The sequence below is a fragment of the Acinetobacter schindleri CIP 107287 genome (assembly GCF_000368625.1).
GTDB classification, from domain to species: Bacteria; Pseudomonadota; Gammaproteobacteria; order Pseudomonadales; family Moraxellaceae; genus Acinetobacter; species Acinetobacter schindleri.
Genome location: NZ_KB849575.1, coordinates 365,202 through 386,004 on the forward strand (window position 1 = coordinate 365,202; position 20,803 = coordinate 386,004).

Annotated in this window: 19 protein-coding genes, 3 tRNA genes and 1 other RNA gene; 10 read left to right on the forward strand and 13 right to left on the reverse strand. The window is 44.0% G+C overall.

Annotated features, from left to right (window positions below):
• Positions 1 to 19: 19 nt before the first annotated feature.
• From F955_RS04915 to F955_RS04935, 5 genes are all read right to left on the reverse strand, one after another.
• Positions 20 to 94 (reverse strand) — tRNA-Gln (locus tag F955_RS04915).
• A gap of 26 nt (positions 95 to 120) precedes the next feature.
• Positions 121 to 195: transfer RNA gene (locus F955_RS04920), tRNA-Gln, on the reverse strand.
• The gene (gene ispE, locus F955_RS04925) at positions 194 to 1,024 is read right to left on the reverse strand and encodes a 4-(cytidine 5'-diphospho)-2-C-methyl-D-erythritol kinase (protein WP_004814910.1); all 831 of its coding nucleotides are present in this window, start codon (positions 1,022 to 1,024) and stop codon (positions 194 to 196) included. Before ispE ends, F955_RS04920 begins: the two co-directional genes overlap by 2 nt.
• A gap of 22 nt (positions 1,025 to 1,046) precedes the next feature.
• Positions 1,047 to 1,628 carry a lipoprotein insertase outer membrane protein LolB gene (lolB, locus tag F955_RS04930; protein WP_004891964.1) on the reverse strand — a complete coding sequence of 194 codons (582 nt, stop codon included), beginning with the start codon at positions 1,626 to 1,628 and terminating at the stop codon, positions 1,047 to 1,049.
• 7 nt (positions 1,629 to 1,635) lie between these two features.
• Entirely contained in the window at positions 1,636 to 3,348 is a 1,713-nt protein-coding gene (locus tag F955_RS04935) for a tetratricopeptide repeat protein (RefSeq protein WP_004891967.1), read from the reverse strand.
• Positions 3,349 to 3,427: 79 nt separating this feature from the next.
• Between F955_RS04935 and hemA the strand changes: the two genes are divergently transcribed.
• Complete coding sequence (gene hemA / locus F955_RS04940; protein ID WP_004891969.1) at positions 3,428 to 4,711, forward strand: glutamyl-tRNA reductase; 1,284 nt, start codon at positions 3,428 to 3,430, stop codon at positions 4,709 to 4,711.
• 68 nt (positions 4,712 to 4,779) lie between these two features.
• On the opposite strand, the gene F955_RS04945 is transcribed toward hemA, so the two are convergent.
• Together F955_RS04945 and F955_RS04950 are read right to left on the reverse strand one after the other, a co-directional pair.
• Positions 4,780 to 6,714: a DNA primase gene (locus tag F955_RS04945; protein ID WP_004891971.1), complete on the reverse strand. Its 1,935-nt coding sequence runs from the start codon at positions 6,712 to 6,714 to the stop codon at positions 4,780 to 4,782.
• A 190-nt stretch (positions 6,715 to 6,904) separates the two neighbouring features.
• Entirely contained in the window at positions 6,905 to 7,894 is a 990-nt protein-coding gene (locus F955_RS04950) for an outer membrane protein assembly factor BamD (RefSeq protein ID WP_004814916.1), read from the reverse strand.
• Between the two features lie 71 nt (positions 7,895 to 7,965).
• Here F955_RS04950 and rluD point away from each other — a divergent pair, with 71 nt between their 5' ends.
• The 3 genes from rluD to F955_RS04965 are packed head-to-tail and all read left to right on the forward strand — an operon-like array spanning position 7,966 to position 10,400.
• Positions 7,966 to 9,018, forward strand: a complete 1,053-nt coding sequence (rluD, locus tag F955_RS04955) for a 23S rRNA pseudouridine(1911/1915/1917) synthase RluD (protein ID WP_004891975.1) — start codon at positions 7,966 to 7,968, stop codon at positions 9,016 to 9,018.
• 40 nt (positions 9,019 to 9,058) lie between these two features.
• A complete protein-coding gene (gene pgeF / locus F955_RS04960; RefSeq protein WP_004891978.1) occupies positions 9,059 to 9,799 on the forward strand; it encodes a peptidoglycan editing factor PgeF in 741 nt (246 codons plus the stop codon).
• 40 nt (positions 9,800 to 9,839) lie between these two features.
• Positions 9,840 to 10,400, forward strand: a complete 561-nt coding sequence (locus F955_RS04965; RefSeq protein ID WP_004814919.1) for a flavodoxin family protein — start codon at positions 9,840 to 9,842, stop codon at positions 10,398 to 10,400.
• A 59-nt stretch (positions 10,401 to 10,459) separates the two neighbouring features.
• Here F955_RS04965 and smpB read toward each other — a convergent pair whose 3' ends face one another.
• Complete coding sequence (gene smpB, locus F955_RS04970; RefSeq protein WP_004891982.1) at positions 10,460 to 10,939, reverse strand: SsrA-binding protein SmpB; 480 nt, start codon at positions 10,937 to 10,939, stop codon at positions 10,460 to 10,462.
• Positions 10,940 to 11,078: 139 nt separating this feature from the next.
• Here smpB and coaD point away from each other — a divergent pair, with 139 nt between their 5' ends.
• The 5 genes from coaD to F955_RS04990 all read left to right on the forward strand — a co-directional run bounded on the left by coaD (position 11,079) and on the right by F955_RS04990 (position 13,893).
• Entirely contained in the window at positions 11,079 to 11,570 is a 492-nt protein-coding gene (coaD, locus tag F955_RS04975) for a pantetheine-phosphate adenylyltransferase (protein ID WP_004814921.1), read from the forward strand.
• A 1-nt stretch (position 11,571) separates the two neighbouring features.
• A complete protein-coding gene (locus F955_RS04980; protein WP_017401625.1) occupies positions 11,572 to 11,835 on the forward strand; it encodes a YfhL family 4Fe-4S dicluster ferredoxin in 264 nt (87 codons plus the stop codon).
• 26 nt (positions 11,836 to 11,861) lie between these two features.
• Positions 11,862 to 12,239, forward strand: an RNA gene (rnpB, locus tag F955_RS16170) — RNase P RNA component class A.
• Positions 12,240 to 12,311: 72 nt separating this feature from the next.
• Positions 12,312 to 12,388: transfer RNA gene (locus F955_RS04985), tRNA-Met, on the forward strand.
• A 101-nt stretch (positions 12,389 to 12,489) separates the two neighbouring features.
• Entirely contained in the window at positions 12,490 to 13,893 is a 1,404-nt protein-coding gene (locus F955_RS04990; RefSeq protein ID WP_004891987.1) for a KAP family P-loop NTPase fold protein, read from the forward strand.
• Here F955_RS04990 and F955_RS04995 read toward each other — a convergent pair.
• Both F955_RS04995 and F955_RS05000 read right to left on the reverse strand, forming a co-directional pair.
• Positions 13,876 to 14,493 carry a CatB-related O-acetyltransferase gene (locus tag F955_RS04995; RefSeq protein WP_026056784.1) on the reverse strand — a complete coding sequence of 206 codons (618 nt, stop codon included), beginning with the start codon at positions 14,491 to 14,493 and terminating at the stop codon, positions 13,876 to 13,878. The two genes, F955_RS04990 and F955_RS04995, sit on opposite strands and share 18 nt — an antisense overlap.
• Before the next feature lie 103 nt (positions 14,494 to 14,596).
• The gene (locus F955_RS05000; RefSeq protein WP_004891993.1) at positions 14,597 to 14,992 is read right to left on the reverse strand and encodes a RidA family protein; all 396 of its coding nucleotides are present in this window, start codon (positions 14,990 to 14,992) and stop codon (positions 14,597 to 14,599) included.
• A gap of 141 nt (positions 14,993 to 15,133) precedes the next feature.
• Here F955_RS05000 and F955_RS05005 point away from each other — a divergent pair, with 141 nt between their 5' ends.
• On the forward strand, positions 15,134 to 15,715 hold the full coding sequence (locus F955_RS05005) for a TetR/AcrR family transcriptional regulator (RefSeq protein WP_004891996.1): 582 nt from the start codon (positions 15,134 to 15,136) through the stop codon (positions 15,713 to 15,715).
• A gap of 78 nt (positions 15,716 to 15,793) precedes the next feature.
• Here the strand turns inward: F955_RS05005 and greA are convergent, their stop codons facing one another.
• The 3 genes from greA to carA form a co-directional block, all read right to left on the reverse strand.
• Complete coding sequence (gene greA, locus F955_RS05010) at positions 15,794 to 16,270, reverse strand: transcription elongation factor GreA (RefSeq protein WP_004891998.1); 477 nt, start codon at positions 16,268 to 16,270, stop codon at positions 15,794 to 15,796.
• A gap of 97 nt (positions 16,271 to 16,367) precedes the next feature.
• Positions 16,368 to 19,598 carry a carbamoyl-phosphate synthase large subunit gene (gene carB, locus F955_RS05015; protein ID WP_004814930.1) on the reverse strand — a complete coding sequence of 1,077 codons (3,231 nt, stop codon included), beginning with the start codon at positions 19,596 to 19,598 and terminating at the stop codon, positions 16,368 to 16,370.
• Positions 19,599 to 19,611: 13 nt separating this feature from the next.
• Entirely contained in the window at positions 19,612 to 20,754 is a 1,143-nt protein-coding gene (gene carA / locus F955_RS05020) for a glutamine-hydrolyzing carbamoyl-phosphate synthase small subunit (RefSeq protein WP_004814933.1), read from the reverse strand.
• Positions 20,755 to 20,803: the final 49 nt, after the last annotated feature.

Genomic DNA, 20,803 nt, shown 5'->3' on the forward strand with positions numbered 1-20,803 from the left:
TAATTTGATGACTGTAAAATGGCAGGGGCGGCTGGATTCGAACCAACGGATGGCGAGATCAAAACCCGCTGCCTTACCACTTGGCGACGCCCCTACTACAGTACATCTACAGGTGAAAAATGGCAGGGGTAGCTGGATTCGAACCAACGGATGGCGAGATCAAAACCCGCTGCCTTACCACTTGGCGATACCCCTAACAAACCTTAAAATGACGTAATGGTGATTCTTGTAAACTATTCACCAGGTAAGCTTTACATGGTGCATTTTCAAGAATGTTGGTTACATTCATCTTTTCAGTTACTTCGATAAACACGCAGGCACCTGTACCTGTAAGCTTTGCAACACCGAACTGGTCGAGATACTGCATTGCTTCATCGACTTCAGGATATAAGCTTCTTGCCAGTGGCTCAAAGTTATTTCCGAAATCAGATGGCGTTATCTGATAGGCGCAAAATTTAGAGCTCTTCGTGTCTCTTGTCAACGTTTTTTGTGAAAAAAGCAGTTGAGTGCTGATAAAACAGTCAGGTTTGAGCACAATGAACTGTTTTTGATCTAAGTCAATGAATGTTAAGTGTTCACCGATGCCTTCTGCCCATGCATTTCGGCCATAAACAAAAATCGGCACGTCGGCACCAAGCTTGACACCCAGTTCAGCTAACTGCTCAATTGTTAGCCCACAATCCCAGAGCTGGTTCACGACAATTAAAGTGGTGGCAGCATTCGATGAACCACCACCCAGTCCAGCACCCATCGGAATATTTTTTTCCAGACGGATTTTTAGACCCGAATAAGCTTTTGCATAAGGTTTAAGCACCTGAATCGCACGATAGATCAGGTTTTGTTCCAGATCGACAGATGCCAGCCCTTCAATCTGAATCTGTTTATCTGCAGTTTGCTCAAACTCCAGCCAGTCGCACAAATCAATCAGCTGAAAAATACTTTGCAGCTCATGATAACCATCTGGTCGGCGACCCGTAATGTGGAGAAACAAATTCAGTTTAGAAGGCGAGGGAACACGAATCATGGTTAAGTTTCAATCAAATGCATTAACGATTTTGAATCACCATTGTAATACGGTTTTCACCGCCATTCCCAAGTGTCTGTTTTAAAATCAGGCGGTTTGGCAGACGTGCCTGTGCTGCATAACTGAGATCCACGGTCCAGCCATCTTCAATAATCTGGCTGATGCGTTGAGTATCATCTTTTTGCAATTGGGCATTGCTGGTCGCAGGACGAGCCTGTACCCAATCGACCAGATGGGTAATCGGTGCCTGCCAGCCAGTTGCACGTTGCAGTAGCTCTTCTGGTGTAGCAGCTTTAATCAGACCTGTTTTGGCGCTATTCAGCGAAACTTGACCAGGTTGGCCAGTGATCTGGGTTTTGCCTACGCCCAGAATACCCGTCAGTTCAATATCAAATTGTTCCTGCTGCTGTGCCCAGGTGAAGAAGGCACTGCCACTTTGTTGTGGGGTACGCACACCAATCTTGCCTTGGAGCTGGAATTCATTTTCAGCAGTTGGAATTGCCGATGTGGCAGGTTGTTTGGGTTGCGCGATCTGCTGACAACCGGTCAGAATCAAAGTGCCTGATGCAAGGAAGCAACAGGCCAGCTGGCTAAGCTTAGGCATAATAGAATTAACTCGTTTTCATCGGTGGTGATAACAATAACGAATGAAGCTGCTTTAATTCAGGATCATCCGGATAATTTTGTTGTAATTGTTTAAAGACTTGTTGGAATTGTTCAATATCACCGTTCATGTACAGTGAGCGAGCCAGTCGTACGCCAATTTTTGCGCTCGGATTCAGGTTGTAAGCTTTTTCCCAAGCTAGAGCAGCAGTAGCAAAGTCATTTTGCTGATAGCAGATAAAGCCGAAGGTATCTAAAATCGAGGCTTGCTCAGGAGCATATTCCAGTGCTTGCTCGACATAACGACGGGCTTCTTCCAGACGACGGTTCTGCATTGCCAGTGTATAGGCATAGGCATTCAAATAAGCTGGATTATTCGGTTCAATGTTCAATAAGCGTTTCAGCAACTGATCGAGCAGAAGACGATCCTGATGTGGATCTAACAATAGTACTTGAGCATAGACCAGTTCCGGATCATCTGGCAGATTGTTGCTGGCTTCCTCCAGTAGACGCAGGGCAGCTTTCTTGTTGTCCATCTTTTTTAAGATGTCCGCCTGAGCCAGATACAGAAAACTGGCATGTTGTGGATAATTAACTCGTTCCTGGGTCAGGAAGCGCAGGGCATCTGTCAGTTTTTCCTGCTTGCTGAAGATAGAGATCATGTTACGCCTGGAAACGGTATACAGGCTGCCATCCACCAGACGGTAATAGGCTTTGGCAGTTTCATAATGCTGCTTACGCTCGGCATTAATCGCCAAATAATAATAAGCTTCATTCTGATACTGATCTGAGTAGCGCAGTTCGACCAGATATTTTTCTGCTTTGTCGTACTCTTCAAGGTCAATACTGGTCAGGCCTGCAATAAATAAGGCCTCTTCATGCGTAGGCCATTTTTTTAGAATAGTTTCCAGTTTTTGCAGGGCTAATCTAGTTTCATTGAGCTTGATCAGGTATTTGACTTCAGCCAGGCGCACTTCGATATTGTTGCGGTTTTTGTTGCTGGCTTTTTCATACCATTTTAAGGTCTGTTCCTGGTCATCTAAGGCCTGTAACAGATTGGCCTTCAGCAGAATATAGCCCGTAGATCTGGGACGCTTCTTTAGAGCACGATTAATGGTCAGCAGTGCCTGTTCAAACTGACCATTCTGGGCTTCCAGTCCTGCGACCAGGACAAGAATAGAGGGGTTATTTTTGGCTTTGCTGGAACTGAGTGCCTGTATCAGATAATTTCGATCTTCAGTATCTGTTGGGACGATTCCTGCAAGAATTTCTTCCAGATCGGCACTGTCATCAATCTGTAGAATTTTATCTAGGGTTTCTGCTGCCAGTTCATATTCGTGGGCTTTTAAGGCGATATGCGCCAGATAGAACATTGCTGGGACATCTTGTGGTTCCTGAACTACCCAATGTGTCGAAATATCAAGGGCTGCACGCAGATCATCATGTTCCAAAGCAACATTCAAGGCACGTTGTTTTACTGTGGTGGAATTGCTCTTGATGGCCAGCACAGTATAGTTATGTAGTGCAGTTGGAATGTCGTTGGAAGCTAAAGCAAACTCGGCGATCATACTCTGTTTTATTGCTTCATAATTTGGGTTGGCATGGTAAACTGTTCCTGCTGCCTGAAGCTGGGCAGTGGAAGCCATGCTACCTACAAGTAAGAATGTGGTAGAATATTGCTTAATTGTATGGCCGTGACTACGGCTGTTGATATATCGCAATTTTTTCTTGATCCAAGTAATGCTTTTTATGACACCGATGTTGCACAATAGCATAAATTTAGTGAAATGATGACCTGATATGTCTTTCTTTGCATTGGGTGTCAACCATCAAACTGCCTCTGTAGAACTTCGTGAACAAGTTGCTTTTAATCCTGAAAAATTAAGTGTCTTGCTTGCTGAACAAAGCCAGCACCCTGAGCTGAATGACATGGTGGTGGTGTCTACATGTAATCGAACTGAAATCTACGCGATGTCTGACAATGTCGACATGGTGCTGAACTGGCTCGCCCAAAAAAATGGGGTTAATGTCAAGCAGCTGCAAAACCATGTGTATCGCTATGAAAATGCTCAGGCAGTTACGCATCTGATGCGTGTCGCCAGTGGTCTGGATTCACTGATGTTAGGTGAGCCACAGATTCTGGGACAGGTAAAAACCGCTTTATCCCTGGCTAAAGAAGCTCATACCGTTTCGCCAAACCTCAACCGTATATTTGAATATGCCTTCTATGCCGCCAAACGTGTGCGTTCGGAAACTGCAGTGGGGAGTCATGCTGTATCGATGGGGTATGCGGTGGCACAGCTGGCGATTCAGGTTTTTTCCAAGCCGGAAAAACTGACCGTCATGATTGTTGCCGCAGGTGAAATGAATAGCCTGGTGGCCAAGCATCTGGCGGAAATGGGTGTCGGTAAGGTCATTATCTGCAACCGTACCCGCGCACGTGCTGAAAGTCTGGCACAGGAAATCGCGCATCGTGTCGATGTTGAAATTATTGAATTTGATCAGCTGGCAGCGAACCTGCATCGTGCTGATGTCATTTCCAGTTGTACCGGTAGTCTGCATCAGGTGATCCATTTTGCTGATGTCAAAGCGGCATTAAAGAAACGCCGTTACCAGCAAATGCTGTTGGTTGATCTGGCTGTACCGCGGGATATCGATGCCAAGGTTGAAAAGCTGGATGGAGTCTATCTCTATGGTGTCGATGACCTGCAAAGCGTGATTGAGGAAAACCTGGCACAGCGTCGTCAGGCGGCGGTTGAAGCGGAAGTAATGGTCAATCAGCTGGCAACTGAACTGGTTACCCAACAGAAAGTAAATCTGGCAGGTGACACTATTCATACCTATCGTGACTATGGTGAACAGTTACGTGAAGAAGAACTGGCCCATGCCATGCAACGTATTGCCAAAGGTGATCTGGCTGTAGAGGTACTGGCAGATTTATCACATCGTCTGACTCAAAAGCTGCTACATCCCACTTCGATCGTGCTGCGTGAAGCGGCCAAAGCTGAAGACCCGAGTTGTTTTGAGATGGTACAGCATACCTTGCATGAGGTCATGCTAAAACGCCGTAAACCAAAGCACTAGATATTTTCGATCCAATAAAAAATGGAGATCTACACAGATCTCCATTACTCAACTTAAAAATAAGAAAATTATTCTTCAAGCAGTGTCATCGTACGCTTCCGGTCAATCTCAAAAATCTGCAACTTCAGATTCTTCATTTCTTCAATACTGCTAAATTTCTTCGACTTAATCTTGTTTTTTAAACACTGATATTGCAGCTTGGTCGAGAAATCAGCTGCCAGCTTGTCTGCCTGTTCAGGAGAAGAGGTATAGTCGCTGACATTGGCATGTTGCAGGATGTGCTGTAATTCATGGTGATGCGCGGCACAGGCACCGAGTACATAATAAGTCGACAATTCTGGATCATCTGGTAGATCATCAAAAATCACATTCAGAATATTCAAGATCTTATAGAGCAATTGGTCCGGTGAAACCAGAGCACGCAATGGTTCAAAATGAATGTACAAATAGGGATGATTCAGCAAGATTGCAATTACATATTCTTCAGCATCAATCTTAGTACTAAAGCTTAAGCTGGCATCATTATTAACCTTGGGTTGCCATTTGCGGTTAAAACCTAGTTTTTCCCGGAAGAACTGTTGCAGCAGATAGCGATAAGAACCTTGCTTTGGTAATAGCTCGGTCAGCTGACGCAACTCTGCCATGACCTGGCTTTTACCCTCAGGTGTGGTCACATCATGGTTTTGGGCCAGATGGGCAAATACAAAATCGGATAATAGCGGAGCCTGATCTAATAGACGGCGAAAGTTTTCAATGCCTTCACGACGGATCAATGAATCTGGATCATGGTCATTTGGCAGTACAAAGAACTTCAACTCACGACCATCATTGAGTAACGGCAGGGCAATCTCAAGTGTACGTCGTGCCGCTTTCTGACCGGCAGCATCACCGTCAAAGGCAATCGTGATACGATGATTCTGCTTGAACAGGATATTCAGATGTTCGGTATTACTGGCAGTCCCCAGTGTCGCCACAGCACCATGAATGCCATATTGCTGCAAGGCAATGACATCCATGTAGCCTTCGACCATCAGCCAGTCTTGAGCTTTCTGCTTACGGCCTTCATACAGGCCATACAGCAACTGATTCTTATGGAAAACTTCCGAATCCGGCGAGTTGATATATTTCGGCTTGATTTCATCATTAAGCGCACGGCCACCAAAGCCGACCACACGACCTTTCGCATCCCGAATCGGGAAAATCACCCGGTCACGAAGCAGGTCGAAATCACGACCATTGTCGCTGGTACGAATCAAACCTAAGAGCTTGAGACCTTCAATATCCTGCGGGAAAGCTTTTTCCAGGTGCTGCCAGTCTTCCGGTGCATAACCTAAGCGCCAATAGGCAATTGTTTCAGCACTGAGGCCACGTTGGCGGAAATACTGCTGTGCACTGGCACTATTCGGTAACTGGCGCTCATAGAACTGTGCGATATTTTCCAATAGGTCAAACAGGTTGCCTTCCTGAGGCGCGTCCTGCATTGGCATTTGCTCAAAAGCAGTAAACGGATCGCTGTAGTAGTCCTGTTCAGGATTCTGAAATTCCGCAAAAGGGTCAAAACTGGCGGCCGATGCAGTATCACTGGCAGCTGAAGTTGCCTGATTCTGCTTATTGGATGTATTGGTTGCTGCCTTTGGCGCAGACGGTTTTGTTGCAGCTTTAGGCTTCGCTGCTTCACGCTTATATTTAAGCTTGTTGGATTCCTGATTATCTTTAGGTAATTCAATGCCGGTCTGACTGGACAGGTCTTTCATCACTTCAATGAAATTACGGTTGCCAATGTCCATTAAAAAACGGATGGCATTACCATTGGCCTGACAGCCAAAACAGTGGAAATACTGCTTGTCTCGGTAAACGTGGAAAGAAGGCGATTTTTCCTGATGGAAAGGGCAACAGCCCGAATAGGTACGGCCAGTTTTTTTTAATTTCACGAATTGACCAATCACATCGACAATGTCGGTGCGATCGAGAATCTGATCAATCGTATGTTGAGGAATGGCCATAGTCTGCTGAGCTTCTCGTGCTGCGTTTATAAGGTGTAAATCATTGAAAAATTAAGAGTAGGAATTAAGCCAGCTCTATATAAATTCCTTTGTATACCTTTTGCACGATTTGTTCAAGCGTTGCTCAGAAATGGCAAAAGGGCAAGTATGATACCTTGCCCTTTGCAAAATTGCACCTGTAACAGTCGGCTTATTCAGCAGTCGGCTCAGGCTGTTCAGTTTCAGTGTTTTTAGGACGATCTAACAAACCAAATGACATGCGATTGGTCAGGCTGCGTTCCTGTTTTGGTTCCGGAATATTGTCAGAACCTGAGTAGGTACGCGCTTCCTTACCGAAGATCCCTAAGGTTGCACGGTTAAAGAAACTGCCTTCACTGCGTGCCGAACTTAAGTCCACTGTACCATCGGCATTCACCAGATTTGGATAGTTCAGTTTCAGCACTTCGATATATTGCTGTGAAGTCGCTTTATCACCGAGCTTGTCATAGCCATAGGCAATGGTCGCCAGAGCTTCCGGAGTTTGTGGCACTTGTGGGTAGTGTTCAATCACCCATTGCGCACGTTCAACAGCCGCAAGGTAGGCTTTACGCTTGATATTAAAACGCGCCGCATTCATTTCGTGCTCAGCCAGTTCCTGACCAATAAACTTCATACGTTGAGCAGCATCAACTGCATATTCGCTTGAAGGATAGCGACGAATAAAATCGACAAAATTCTGATAAGCCACTTTCAGATAGCTGACATCGCGGTGTGACTGTTTCAGTTTGGTATAGCGCAGCAGACCGTTATAGTTCTGCTCCATGTTGGCTACACCACGCACATAGTAGGCATAGTCCACATTTGGATGTTGTGGGTTCAGACGGATGAAGCGTTCAGCCAATGCTACTGCACCTTCAAAATCTTTTTGCTGGAATTTGACATAGATCAGATCCAGTTGCGCCTGAGCTGCATACTGACTGGTAGGGAAATAGGTTTCCAGACCTTCAAGCTGACGTGCAGCATCACTATATTGCTGACGATCAAGCGCTTTTTGTGCTTTTTGAATATAAACCTGTTCGCTGGCTTCAGGGCCTTTATCCACGACGTCTTTTTTTGTTGGATTACTGCTACAGCCTACCATTGCCGATGCAACGCCTAACGTAATTGCAAGCATTGTCATTTTATAATGTGGTAGCGACATAAAAATTCCTCTGTTAATACGGGCAATGAGCTACAATTGCACTATTAAACCACTTTTGTCTGAATGAGCAAATGAGTCAAGCACAATCTTCCAATTCTAATTTCCCTGAAACTGATTTTAATTTACTTGAAGATTCTGAGGATGCAGATAACCATACTTCAGACACAACTGCAACACGTTTAGCGTTGCAATTTCAAGTGGATGAAACCTACCTGGGCCAGCGTATCGATCAGGTTGCCGCGATCGTATGGAGCGATTTTTCCCGCGAAAAGCTGAAACAGTGGATTAAAGACGGTAATTTATTGGTCAATGGCCAGCCTGTAAAGCCTAAATACAAATGTGATGGTTTTGAAACGCTTACATTAAATGTTGAGCTTGAAACACAAACCCGCAGCCTTCCTGAAGATATTCCACTGGACATCGTCTATGAAGATGATGACATTATTGTAGTCAACAAACCAGTTGGCATGGTCGTACATCCGGGTGCAGGCAATAGTTCTGGTACTTTGGTGAATGCTTTATTGCATCATTATCCAAAATCAGCAGAACTGGCGCGTGCCGGTCTGGTGCACCGTATCGATAAAGATACCTCGGGTTTACTGGTGGTTGCGAAAAATCTTGAAGCGCAATTCTCTTTAAGCTGTCAGCTTGAGAAAAAATCGGTGTACCGCGTTTATGATCTCGTTGTATATGGCAACATCATTGCCGGTGGTACCATTGATGAGCCAATCAAACGTCATCCGGTAGATCGTGTCAAAATGACCGTACTTCCAGGTGGCAAGGATGCAGTCACGCATTACAATGTGAAAGAACGCTTCCAGCACTTTACCCGGGTTCAAGCGCGTCTGGAAACTGGTCGTACTCACCAGATCCGTGTGCACTTTAGCTATATCGGTTATGGTCTGGTAGGTGATCAGGTGTATATGCCGCGTGTCCGTATGCCAGCTGGTGCTTCACAGTTGCTTGAAGATACCTTGCGTGGCTTTAAGCGTCAGGCACTGCATGCTGCGACTTTAGGTCTGAAACATCCACGGACCAAAGAAGAAATGACCTTTAATGCGCCGTGGCCAGAAGATTTCACCAATCTGGTTGAAGTGCTGCGCAGCGAAAACAAGGCTTATTAATTTCTTCATTTCCAGCATTGGTCATTAAAAAGGAAGAGACATGCAATTTGTACAAGGTTTGCCTCAAGGCGTTTATGTGGGTCAGACCCGTGTTCATCATGAACAGGTACAGCCATCGGAGCAGCCAGAACTGGCGGGCTTTAACCTGGCATTGCATGTCAATGACAATCCGGCGCGTGTGCAAAAACACCGCATCCAGTTGCTAAAAGACTTCCAGCCTTTTGGCGTGGATAAAATCACCTGGATGACCCAAACCCATAGCACGATTTGTCATACCATCAATAAGCAGATGCCATTTGAGGCGCTGATCGGTGATGGTCTGGTTACGCAGCGCAAAGCGCACGCCTTGATGATGATGACCGCAGACTGTTTACCTGTGGTACTGGGCAATGCAGATGGCACAGAAGTTGCCAATTTACATGCAGGCTGGCGCGGGCTGGCAGGTGGGATTGTGGAAAATACCATTGCTGCCATGCAGACTCAGCCGACTTGGGCATGGCTCGGTGCGGCGATTAGTCAGCCGTGTTTTGAAATTGGCGCAGAAGTAAAAGCAGCTTTCTGTTCCAAATATCCTGAACTGGACAGTGCATTTCAGGCAGGAGAGCAGGCAGGCAAGCACTATGCCGATCTGTATGCAATCGCCCGTTATATCCTGAATCAACATGGTATCAAAACCGTGCTGGGTGGTGATCAGTGCTCTTACCGTCAGGCAGATGAATACTTCTCTTATCGCCGTGAAGCCAAGACCGGACGCATGGCAACATTCGTGTTTATGGCTTGAAAATGTTAAACTTGACTGAAATTCTTGGTTTTTAAGTATTATGTCCCTATCTTCCCAATCTGTTGCGATTGTTTATCACAGTCCTTATGGACACACGGCTAAAGTGGCAAATTTCATTGCTGATGGTGCACGGGAAACTGGTGTTCAGGTGCATATGATGAATGTCGAACATATAGATTGGGAGGTGCTGGACGCCGCAGATGCCATTATTTTTGGCTGTCCAACTTATATGGGTAGTCTGACTTCCGCGATGAAGCTATTTATGGAACAGTCTTCGAAACGCTGGCTGGCGCGTGCCTGGCAGGGCAAGCTGGCAGCAGCTTTTACCAATGGCGGTGGTCTTAGTGGCGACAAGCTGGCAGTATTGCAGCAGATTAATCTGTTTGCCATGCAGCATGGCATGTTATGGGCAGGTTTGCCGTTAATGCCAACTGGACGTAGCGTAACTGACCTCAACCGTATGTCCAGCTTTTTAGGTTTGATGACTCAATCGGATAATGCACCTGTTGAAGTAACCCCACCTGAAGGAGATTTAAAAACTGCGCTCTGGTTTGGTGAATATATTGCCTTGACGCTGGCCCGTATGAATCTGAAGGCTTAATTGGATTCATAAAAAAACCTCCATTTTATGGAGGTTTTTTTATAGGCATTATGTAACCATTAGCGATGGAAAATTCGCGCTTTATCACGTTGCCAGTCACGGTCTTTCTCAGTTGCACGCTTATCATGCAGCTGTTTACCTTTTACCAACGCAATTTCCAGTTTGGCATTTGGACCTTTCCAATAACAAGCCAGTGGTACGCATGAATAACCCTTCTGGTTGATTGCACCCAAAAGTTTTTCAATTTCACGGCGATTCAGCAACAATTTGCGGGTACGCGTCGCTTCAGGCACCACATGGGTAGACGCACTCAATAGCGGCTGAATCTGGGCACCAAACAGGAAAGCTTCACCATTTTTAAAGGTGATATAGCTCTCCACGATGGTCATACGACCAGCACGCAAGGATTTTACTTCCCAGCCTTGTAAGGAAAGTCCAGCTTCAAATTTTTCTTCAATAAAATAATCGTGACGGGCACGTTTGTTTAGCGCAATCGTTCCGCCGTTATTTTTTTTAACTACAATACTTGCTTTCGCCATAATCTGATACTTCCAAACTTGCTGCTATTGTACCGCAACTTTAATTGAGTTGAAGTTTTTAAATTGATGGAGTTTCTTCGCCAAAAAATCAAGATTTTGTTAAAATGGAAAACTTACACAATAAACAGAGTAAAAATGGATGACTAAAACTCGTGTAATTTATCCGGGGACCTTTGATCCGATCACCAATGGCCATATTGACCTGGTGACCCGTGCAGCAAAGATGTTTGATGAAGTTGTAGTTGCAATTGCGATTGGACATCACAAGAACCCGGTATTTAGTTTGGAAGAGCGAGTTGAGCTGGCCCAAGCGTCGTTGAGCCATTTGAACAATGTTGAATTTGTAGGATTTGATGGCCTGCTGGTGAATTTCTTTCGTGAGCAGAATGCTACAGCAGTCCTGCGTGGTCTGCGTGCAGTGTCAGATTTTGAGTATGAATTTCAGTTGGCCAATATGAACCGTCAGCTGGATTCACATTTTGAAGCGGTATTTTTAACCCCTTCAGAACAGTATTCCTTTATTTCATCCACTCTGGTGCGTGAAATTGCCCGCTTGCGAGGGGACGTAACCAAGTTTGTTCCGCCAAACGTGGTTGCTGCCTTCGAGCGTAAACTTCAACAAGGTTGGTAGCGTGTCTTTATATATCACCGATGAATGCATCAACTGTGATGTCTGTGAACCTGTATGCCCGAATGAGGCAATTTATATGGGGGAACTCATTTACGAGATCAACCCTGATCTGTGTACCGAGTGCGTCGGACATCATGATAAACCCCAGTGTCAGTTATTCTGTCCTGTAGACTGTATCCCGCTTGATTCAAACCATGCAGAGACGCAGGAACAGCTTCAGGCCAAGTATGAAAAACTGACTGCTCAAAAAACATCAAGCAATTAGTTGCCAGATTTGATACTATGCGGCTCGAAGTGAGCCAGACGATCGCTGCTGTGGAGATCTCCGTGATTGAAGCAGGGGAGGAAAGTCCGGGCTTCATAGGGCAAGGTGCCAGGTAACGCCTGGGCGGCGTGAGCCGACGGAAAGTGCAGCAGAGAGTAGACCGCCTTCATTATGGTTCTGAGTAATCGGAATCGGAGGTAAGGGTGAAAGGGTGCGGTAAGAGCGCACCGCATGACTGGTAACAGTTCATGGCATGGTAAACCCCACCGGAAGCAAGACCAAATAGGGATCCTTTAGGCATGGCCCATGCTGGATCCGGGTAGGTCGCTTGAGCGTATGAGTGATTGTACGCCTAGAGGAATGATCGTTCTCGACAGAACCCGGCTTATCGGCTCACTTCAACAAATTTTGATCAAACAGCACAATATGGGGTTGACGTGATTTACAGAAAATCCCATAATGCGCGCACAGTTTAAGGCTATGTAGCTCAGTTGGTTAGAGCACCGCACTCATAATGCGGGGGTCACAAGTTCAAGTCTCGTCATAGCCACCATATTCTGAAAAAACCCACTCCGATTGAGTGGGTTTTTTTATGCTTTTAAAAATTAAAATGAATATAATGAATGAAATGTAAACGAATGAATTTCAATAAAAATGGTTACAGATCAACTAAATTGGCAGAAAGATAATTTTGAGAATATTCAAACAGCTTGGGATGGTGATTTGTGGGATCGCCGTCGTCTAGGAGAGCAATTAGAACGTTATGTAGACCGTTTGCAATGTGGCGCAGTTTTAGCTTTAGATGCGCGTTGGGGTGAAGGCAAAACATGGTTTGTTCGCCATTGGACAAAGCATTTAGAAACGAAAGATCATAATGTGATTTATTTAGATGCTTTTGCAAATGATTACTTAGATGATCCATTTCTAGTTATCACGTCTGAAATTGCGAATGTTTTAAAAAAAGATAAGAGTACTAGTCGAAAAATTAATAAATTAATTCGTTTATCTGCCTCAGTTGGAACGGCATTATTGCCTTTTTTGCCTAAAGTTGCTTTTACACTTGGCTTGCATCTCATTGGAGCAGGACTAATCAGTACTGCTTTACAACAAGGTTATGAAAGTGCAAAAGATGAAATTGAAAAATTATCGGATGAAGCAAGTGACCGAATAAAGGAAAGTATTCAGGAGAAGATAGCTAATCATGAAGCTGAAAAGAAAACTTTAATAGAGTTTAAAAAGCATTTAGCTGAAACCGTAGAAAAATTAGATAAACCTTTAGTCTTTATAATTGATGAACTAGATCGTTGTCGTCCTGATTTTTCTATTCGATTAATTGAGCGTATTAAACATTTCTTTGATATTCCAAAAATCGTTTTTGTATTAGTAATGAATAAGCTACAGCTTTTACAGTCTGTTAAAAATTATTATGGTTACGACTCAGATCTAAATGGGGATTATTTCGAGAAATTTATTGATTATACAATTGAGTTTCCAAAAATAGGCGAAGATCAATTATATGAGGGAGTGATTAAAGAGCAATTATATCGTATTGGAGAGGTGAAGTCTAAAGATGATCAAAGTGAATTGTTTTTCTGGGTTTTAAATTTTCAAGCAGCAAAAAAATATAATTCAAGAGAGTTGGTAAAAAAGATTAATCAATATGCACTTTTAAGAGCAGATGATATAAAAATTAATTTTATTTTAATAGCACTAATATTTGATCAAAAATTTGAGATTTCAATAAATCATTTGAATAAAATAATTAATTATCTATTCAATTATTTTGAGGGTTCTGAAAATGGGGGGATGACAAAATCTTATTTTGTTCGGCAGAAATTATTCGATAAACTAAATATAAATGACTCCATAATTTACAATATGTATGAAGGCATTAGTTACATAGAGACGAATTTTTTAACACTAGGGCAGCAGGAGCAGAAAGAGCAAGCTATAAAAAAATTACTAATTCCTTACTGTATTGGTGGGTTAGATGATATTAAAGATTTTAAATCTGTTTGGATCCAATATATTAAAACTGGTTTATTTGAAAAATATTGATAGTTTTTCAACATCATCCGTCTGCAACTGTTCACGCATTTTTAGAAACTGCTTTTCATCGATATCATAAATTTTAAGGGAAAGCAGTTTGTCTATATCTTCCTGTGGGAAACGGTATTTAATAATTTTCGCTGGTACGCCGCCAACTATTGCATAAGGCGGCACATCTTTGGTCACGACTGCACCTGTAGCAACGACAGCACCTTCACCGAGTGTCACGCCTTGCATAATCATGGCGCGTGAGCCAATCCAGCAACCATCACCAATCACTGTATCGCCAGCAGGCACAAAACTACGTGTATCGAACGGAAATGCTGAAATCCAATCCGTGCGGTGTAATTGGTTGCCACCCATCATAATCACGCATTCTGCACCAAAACAGACGAAATTACCGATATAAAGCTGATCAATCGGTTTGTCTGGGGTAGAGGGTTTGTCATGTAAATAACGCACCACACAACGCTCAAAACCCTGATCCCAATAGGCTGAATAGTAGGAATAATTCCCTTTAATATGAATATTCGGGTTCTTCACGGTTTTTGAGATGAACTCAAATTCACACCAATGATTCACAGGCGAATTAATTAACTTTTCAGACATAGAGGCAAGAACAATAAAATGGGTCATTATACCGAATTGCGCTGCAAGCTGAATTAACAATCTCAATCTAGTCCGTGAAGAAAATTTTAAAGTAAATGCTGATCTAAGTGCTTTGAGGGATACGTGCAATGACTTTAATTTCAAAATCAAAACCAGCCAGCCAAGTCACGCCCACAGCCGTCCAGTTTGGGTAAGGCTTTTGGGTAAAAATCTGGTTTTTAACTTTCATAATGCTTTCAAATTGCTGCTCAGGATCAGTATGAAAAGTGGTGACATCGACAATATCATCAAAAGTACAACCAGCCGCTGCCAATGTCGCAGCTAAATTTTCAAAAGCCCGTTCTACCTGTTTTTCAAAATCTGGTTCAGGAGAACCATCTTCACGGCTACCGACCTGACCTGAAACAAAGAGTAAATCTTGCGATTTGATCGCAGCAGAATAACCATGTTGTTCATACAGGGCATGGCGGTCTTGGGGAAATATTGCAGTTCTAGTCATGGCTATTCTCTTTAAAAAAATTACTATGAAAATCCTTTCTTAAAGCGTCTGGCAGTTTCACATACGCTTCGTATGTAAACATAATTGACATACGTAGCGTATGTCAATTAAAATTTTTATAATGCTGAAGTGAGAATAGAAATGTCTGTTCGTGAATTAAAAATGGCCGAGACCCGTAAAAAACTGATTCAAGTGGCACGCCGTGCATTTGGGGAATATGGCTATGCAGAGACTTCAATGGATAAACTCACGGCAGAAGCAGGGCTGACCCGTGGTGCGCTATATCATCATTTTGGTGATAAAAAGGGCTTATTTTCTGCGGTGGTCGATCAGATTGATTCAGAAATGGCTTCATCTGCCCAGCAACATCTGGAGCAGCCTGATGATCTTTGGGAAGGATTGATGCTTGAAGGACGCACTTATATTGAACATGCATTAAATGCTGAGTTTCAACGGATTGTGCTGCGCGATGGCCCGGCCGTACTCGGTGATCCAGCACATTGGCCAAGTCAAAATAAATGCCTACAGTCAACACGTGAATGTGTAGAACAGTTACTGGCTGAAGGTCGATTAAAACCAGTCGATGCGCTTGCTACTGCGGTCTTGCTAAATGGCGCAGCAATGAATGCAGCACTGTGGGTGGCATCCAGCGATGATCCTGCACAGGTTTTACCTCAGGCTTTACAGGCATTTGAAGCATTGGCTTCTGGCTTCTTAAAATAAAACCGATAGAAATTTTCAGGATTAATAAAAAACCCCTCAAGCGAGGGGTCTTACAGCCTAAAAATATCTAAATAGAAATTAGATATATTCAACTTTGGAAATTTCGTATTCCACTTCACCTTGTGGTGTCACGATTTTCACTTCGTCGCCTTCGTTTTTACCTAAAAGACCACGTGCGATCGGAGAGTTCACAGAGATCTTGTTGATCTTAAAGTCTGCTTCGTCATCACCCACGATTTTGTAAGTTTTTTGTTCTTCAGTGTCCAGATTTTCAATGGTCACTGTCACGCCAAATACAACACGACCGTTTTGTTCTAGCGCTTTAACATCAATTACCTGGCAAGCACCAAGTTTACCTTCGATGTCCTGAATACGACCTTCACAGAAGCCCTGTTGTTCACGTGCAGCATGATACTCTGCATTTTCCTTTAGATCTCCATGTTCACGTGCTTCAGCAATTGCGGCTGTAATACGCGGGCGATCAACAGTTTTTAGCTGATGTAATTCTTTTTCCAAGGCAAGTTTGCCTTCAGGAGTCATAGGATAACGTTTCATAGTTGTCCCTCAAAATTAGGTATGTAAGTAAAATACAAAGTGTATAAATGAAAAAAAGCCCGCCACCGAGAAGGTGACGGGACTTCTCAGTAACGAATTAACCTACTGTTAAATCTTGCAAACGATATACATCCATCGGCAATTTAATCGCTAAAGCTTGGCATACTGCGTCCGCACCATTCAAGGTAGTTGTGTTATACACTTTACCTTGTAGCGCTGAACGACGGATCGAGAATGAATCTTCCTGCGCTTTTTTACCTTCAGTCGTATTGATTACAAGGTGGATTTCGCCGTTTTTGATACGGTCCACAATGTTTGGACGACCTTCAGTTACTTTGTTTACGCGTTCACATTCAAGACCAGCTTCGCTAATCACTTTAAATGTACCATCAGTTGCAAGAATCTTGAAGCCTAGGTCAATCAATTGTTTCGCAATACCTGCTGCACGAGGTTTATCTGAGTCACGTACAGAAATGAATGCGTGTTTCACTTCACCTTCTGTCGGAAGACCAGGTAGACGTTCGTTCGCACCTAGAACAGCTTTATAAAATGCTTCACCGAATGTTTTACCAACACCCATCACTTCGCCTGTAGATTTCATCTCAGGGCCAAGGATCGGATCAACACCAGGGAATTTGTTGAATGGGAACACTGCTTCTTTTACAGAGAAGTGTTCAGGGATAATCTCTGAAGTGAATCCTTGAGATTCTAGAGATTGACCCGCCATACAACGTGCAGCCACTTTCGCTAAAGATTCGCCGATACACTTAGAAACGAACGGCACAGTACGTGATGCACGTGGGTTCACTTCCAGAATGTAAACGTCTTCGCCTTTAACCGCAAACTGAACGTTCATTAGACCAATTACGCCAAGTTCTTTTGCCATTGCAATTGTTTGACGACGCATTTCGTCCTGAATCTCTTTAGACAGAGAATAAGGAGGAATCGAACATGCTGAGTCACCTGAGTGAATACCTGCTTGTTCAATATGCTGCATAATGCCGCCAATCACAACGTCTTTACCGTCAGATACGCAGTCTACGTCAACTTCGATTGCATCATCCAGGAAACGGTCAAGCAGAACAGGCGCTTCGTTTGATGCTTGAACCGCATCACGTAAGTAGCGTTTTAATTCTTCATCGTTATAAACGATTTCCATCGCACGACCACCAAGGACGTAAGATGGACGTACCACAAGTGGATAGCCTACTTTAGACGCTTCAGCCATACCTTCTTCAGCAGATTTTACGATGCTGTTATTTGGTTGACGAAGTTGTAGACGTTGAATCATTTGCTGGAAACGTTCACGGTCTTCTGCGCGGTCAATCGCGTCAGGTGATGTACCGATAATTGGCGCACCCGCTTCTTCTAAAGCACGAGCCAGTTTCAAAGGTGTTTGACCACCATACTGAACGATAATGCCTTTTGGCTTCTCGATACGTACGATTTCAAGCACATCTTCAAGTGTAATTGGTTCGAAGTACAAACGGTCAGATGTGTCGTAATCCGTAGAAACAGTTTCAGGGTTACAGTTCACCATGATGGTTTCATAGCCGTCTTCACGCATTGCAAGGGCAGCGTGTACACAGCAGTAATCGAATTCGATACCTTGACCGATACGGTTAGGACCGCCACCAATCACCATGATCTTGTCACGAGTCGATGGATTTGCTTCACATTCTTCATCGTAAGTTGAGTACATGTAAGCTGTATCAGATTCGAATTCTGCAGCACAGGTATCCACACGTTTGTAAACTGGCGTTACGCCCAGATTCCAACGGTGTTTACGGAATTGTTTTTGTGAAATGCCCATCAAGTTCGCAATGCGAAGATCTGATAAACCTTTACGTTTGAATGCACGGATATTGTCCGCATTCAAATCACCAAAACCTAAAGTTTTGATCTGGTTTTCAGTTTTGATAATGTCTTCGATTTGGATCAAGAACCAGCGGTCGATGTTGGTCGCAGCAAATACTTCGTCTAGAGTGAAACCGTGACGGAATGCATCGCCCACGTACCAGATACGCTCAGGACCTGGAACTTTAAGCTCTTGTAAGATTTTCTCACGCGCGCCTTCAGTACCCGCTTCGATTTTCTCATCAAAGCCAGATGCACCGACTTCAAGACCACGAAGCGCTTTTTGCATAGACTCCTGGAAGTTACGACCAATGGCCATCACTTCACCTACAGATTTCATCTGAGTCGTCAAAGTTGCATCAGCTTGCGGGAATTTCTCGAAGTTGAAACGAGGAATTTTCGTTACAACGTAGTCAATCGCAGGTTCGAATGATGCAGGAGTTGTACCACCAGTGATGTCATTTTTCAGTTCATCAAGCGTATAACCCACAGCCAGTTTCGCAGCGATTTTCGCAATTGGGAAACCAGTTGCTTTAGACGCAAGCGCAGATGAACGAGAAACACGCGGGTTCATCTCGATCACAACCATACGGCCATCTTTCGGGTTAATACCGAACTGAACGTTAGAACCGCCTGTTTCTACACCAATTTCACGAAGCACCGCTAAAGATGCGTTACGAAGTAACTGGAATTCTTTATCTGTAAGGGTTTGAGCAGGCGCAACAGTGATCGAGTCACCTGTGTGCACGCCCATTGGGTCGAAGTTTTCAATGGTACATACAATGATACAGTTGTCGTTTTTGTCACGAACAACTTCCATTTCATACTCTTTCCAACCAATGAGTGATTCATCGATCAATAACTGTTTGGTTGGAGAAAGATCAAAACCGCGTTCACAGATTTCAATGAATTCTTCTTTGTTGTATGCGATGCCGCCGCCTGAACCACCCATGGTGAATGATGGACGGATAATCACAGGGAAACCGAAGCGCGCTTGAATTTCTAAAGCTTCTTCCATTGATTCGGCAATGTCTGCTTTTGGACATTCAAGACCAATTTTACGCATTGCCTGGTCGAACAGTTTACGGTCTTCAGCTTTTTCAATCGCTTCTTTGGTCGCACCGATCAGTTCAACATTGAATTTTTCTAAAATGCCGTGCTCATCAAGGGCAAGGGCACAGTTCAATGCAGTTTGACCACCCATTGTAGGAAGAACTGCGTCTGGGCGTTCTTTCTCAATGATTGCTGCAACAGTCTGCCAGGTAATCGGTTCGATATACGTTGCGTCTGCCATCGCAGGGTCAGTCATAATGGTTGCTGGATTCGAGTTGACCAAAATAACACGGTAGCCTTCTTCACGAAGCGCTTTACACGCTTGCGCGCCTGAATAGTCAAACTCACACGCCTGACCAATCACAATAGGACCAGCACCGATAATTAAGATGCTTTTAATGTCTGTACGTTTAGCCATGATGCTTCCTTAATTACTTCTTAGATGCTTCGATAAGTTCGATGAAATGATCGAACAATGGTGCGCAGTCATGTGGACCAGGGCTTGCTTCAGGGTGACCCTGGAAGCTGAATGCAGGTTTGTCTGTGCGATGGATACCTTGGTTAGTACCATCAAACAGTGAGCGATGAGTCACACGCAATACCGCAGGCAAGGTGCTTTCATCCACTGCGAAGCCATGGTTTTGAGAAGTAATCATCACTGTACCAGTTTCAATGTTCTGTACAGGATGGTTGGCACCGTGATGGCCGTGAGGCATTTTCACAGTCTTGGCACCGCTTGCAAGCGCAAGAATCTGGTGGCCCAGGCAAATCCCGAATACAGGAATATTGCGGGCATCTTCTACAATTGTTTTTACAGCTTCAATTGCGTAGTCACATGCAGCTGGATCGCCAGGGCCGTTCGACAAGAACACGCCATCTGGATTCAGTGCAAGTACGTCAGCAGCAGGAGTTTGCGCAGGAACAACGGTCAATTTACAGCCGCGGTCTGCAAGCATACGTAAGATGTTGGTTTTGACACCGTAATCGTATGCAACAACATGGAATTTAAATTCTGGTTGAGCGAAGCCTTTACCTAAAGTCCATGAACCTTCAGTCCATTCAAAACCTTCAGGATCACAGCATTCTTTTGCAAGGTCTAAACCATTCAGACCACCGAATGCGCGTGCTTTTTCAAGTGCTTCTTCTTCAGTGATGTTTTCGCCTGCAAGGATACAACCGTTTTGTGCACCTTTATCACGCAAAATTCGAGTTAATCGTCGCGTGTCGATGTCAGCAATAGCCACTACATTGTGCTGTTCTAGATATTCACCTAGTGATTGTTCAGCACGGAAGTTACTGTGTAATAAAGGAAGGTCACGGATAATTAAACCGTTTGCCCATACTTTATGAATACGACCTGATTCTGCGTCTTCTTCGTTGCAACCCGTATTACCGATATGTGGGTAAGTTAAAGTTACAAGCTGCTGTGCATAACTTGGATCAGTCAAAATTTCTTGATAGCCAGTCATGGCAGTGTTGAAAACGACTTCACCAGTCGTACAACCCGATGCGCCAATCGAAGTACCTTTAAAGATAGTTCCGTCGGCAAGGGCTAAAATTGCTGGGGTGCTCAAACCAAAGCTCCTGAAATTTAGGCTGTAAAAAAGCGAGTAGACGAAAAAA

What these genes read in the sequence shown, in the direction of transcription:
- ispE (WP_004814910.1), bottom strand. Translation starts at nt 1,024, where the DNA reads ATGATTCGTGTTCCCTCGCCTTCTAAACTGAATTTGTTTCTCCACATT.
- lolB (WP_004891964.1), bottom strand. Translation starts at nt 1,628, where the DNA reads ATGCCTAAGCTTAGCCAGCTGGCCTGTTGCTTCCTTGCATCAGGCACT.
- hemA (WP_004891969.1), top strand. Translation starts at nt 3,428, where the DNA reads ATGTCTTTCTTTGCATTGGGTGTCAACCATCAAACTGCCTCTGTAGAA.
- F955_RS04945 (WP_004891971.1), bottom strand. Translation starts at nt 6,714, where the DNA reads ATGGCCATTCCTCAACATACGATTGATCAGATTCTCGATCGCACCGAC.
- F955_RS04950 (WP_004814916.1), bottom strand. Translation starts at nt 7,894, where the DNA reads ATGTCGCTACCACATTATAAAATGACAATGCTTGCAATTACGTTAGGC.
- rluD (WP_004891975.1), top strand. Translation starts at nt 7,966, where the DNA reads ATGAGTCAAGCACAATCTTCCAATTCTAATTTCCCTGAAACTGATTTT.
- pgeF (WP_004891978.1), top strand. Translation starts at nt 9,059, where the DNA reads ATGCAATTTGTACAAGGTTTGCCTCAAGGCGTTTATGTGGGTCAGACC.
- F955_RS04965 (WP_004814919.1), top strand. Translation starts at nt 9,840, where the DNA reads ATGTCCCTATCTTCCCAATCTGTTGCGATTGTTTATCACAGTCCTTAT.
- smpB (WP_004891982.1), bottom strand. Translation starts at nt 10,939, where the DNA reads ATGGCGAAAGCAAGTATTGTAGTTAAAAAAAATAACGGCGGAACGATT.
- coaD (WP_004814921.1), top strand. Translation starts at nt 11,079, where the DNA reads ATGACTAAAACTCGTGTAATTTATCCGGGGACCTTTGATCCGATCACC.
- F955_RS04990 (WP_004891987.1), top strand. Translation starts at nt 12,490, where the DNA reads ATGGTTACAGATCAACTAAATTGGCAGAAAGATAATTTTGAGAATATT.
- F955_RS04995 (WP_026056784.1), bottom strand. Translation starts at nt 14,493, where the DNA reads ATGTCTGAAAAGTTAATTAATTCGCCTGTGAATCATTGGTGTGAATTT.
- F955_RS05000 (WP_004891993.1), bottom strand. Translation starts at nt 14,992, where the DNA reads ATGACTAGAACTGCAATATTTCCCCAAGACCGCCATGCCCTGTATGAA.
- F955_RS05005 (WP_004891996.1), top strand. Translation starts at nt 15,134, where the DNA reads ATGTCTGTTCGTGAATTAAAAATGGCCGAGACCCGTAAAAAACTGATT.
- greA (WP_004891998.1), bottom strand. Translation starts at nt 16,270, where the DNA reads ATGAAACGTTATCCTATGACTCCTGAAGGCAAACTTGCCTTGGAAAAA.
- carB (WP_004814930.1), bottom strand. Translation starts at nt 19,598, where the DNA reads ATGGCTAAACGTACAGACATTAAAAGCATCTTAATTATCGGTGCTGGT.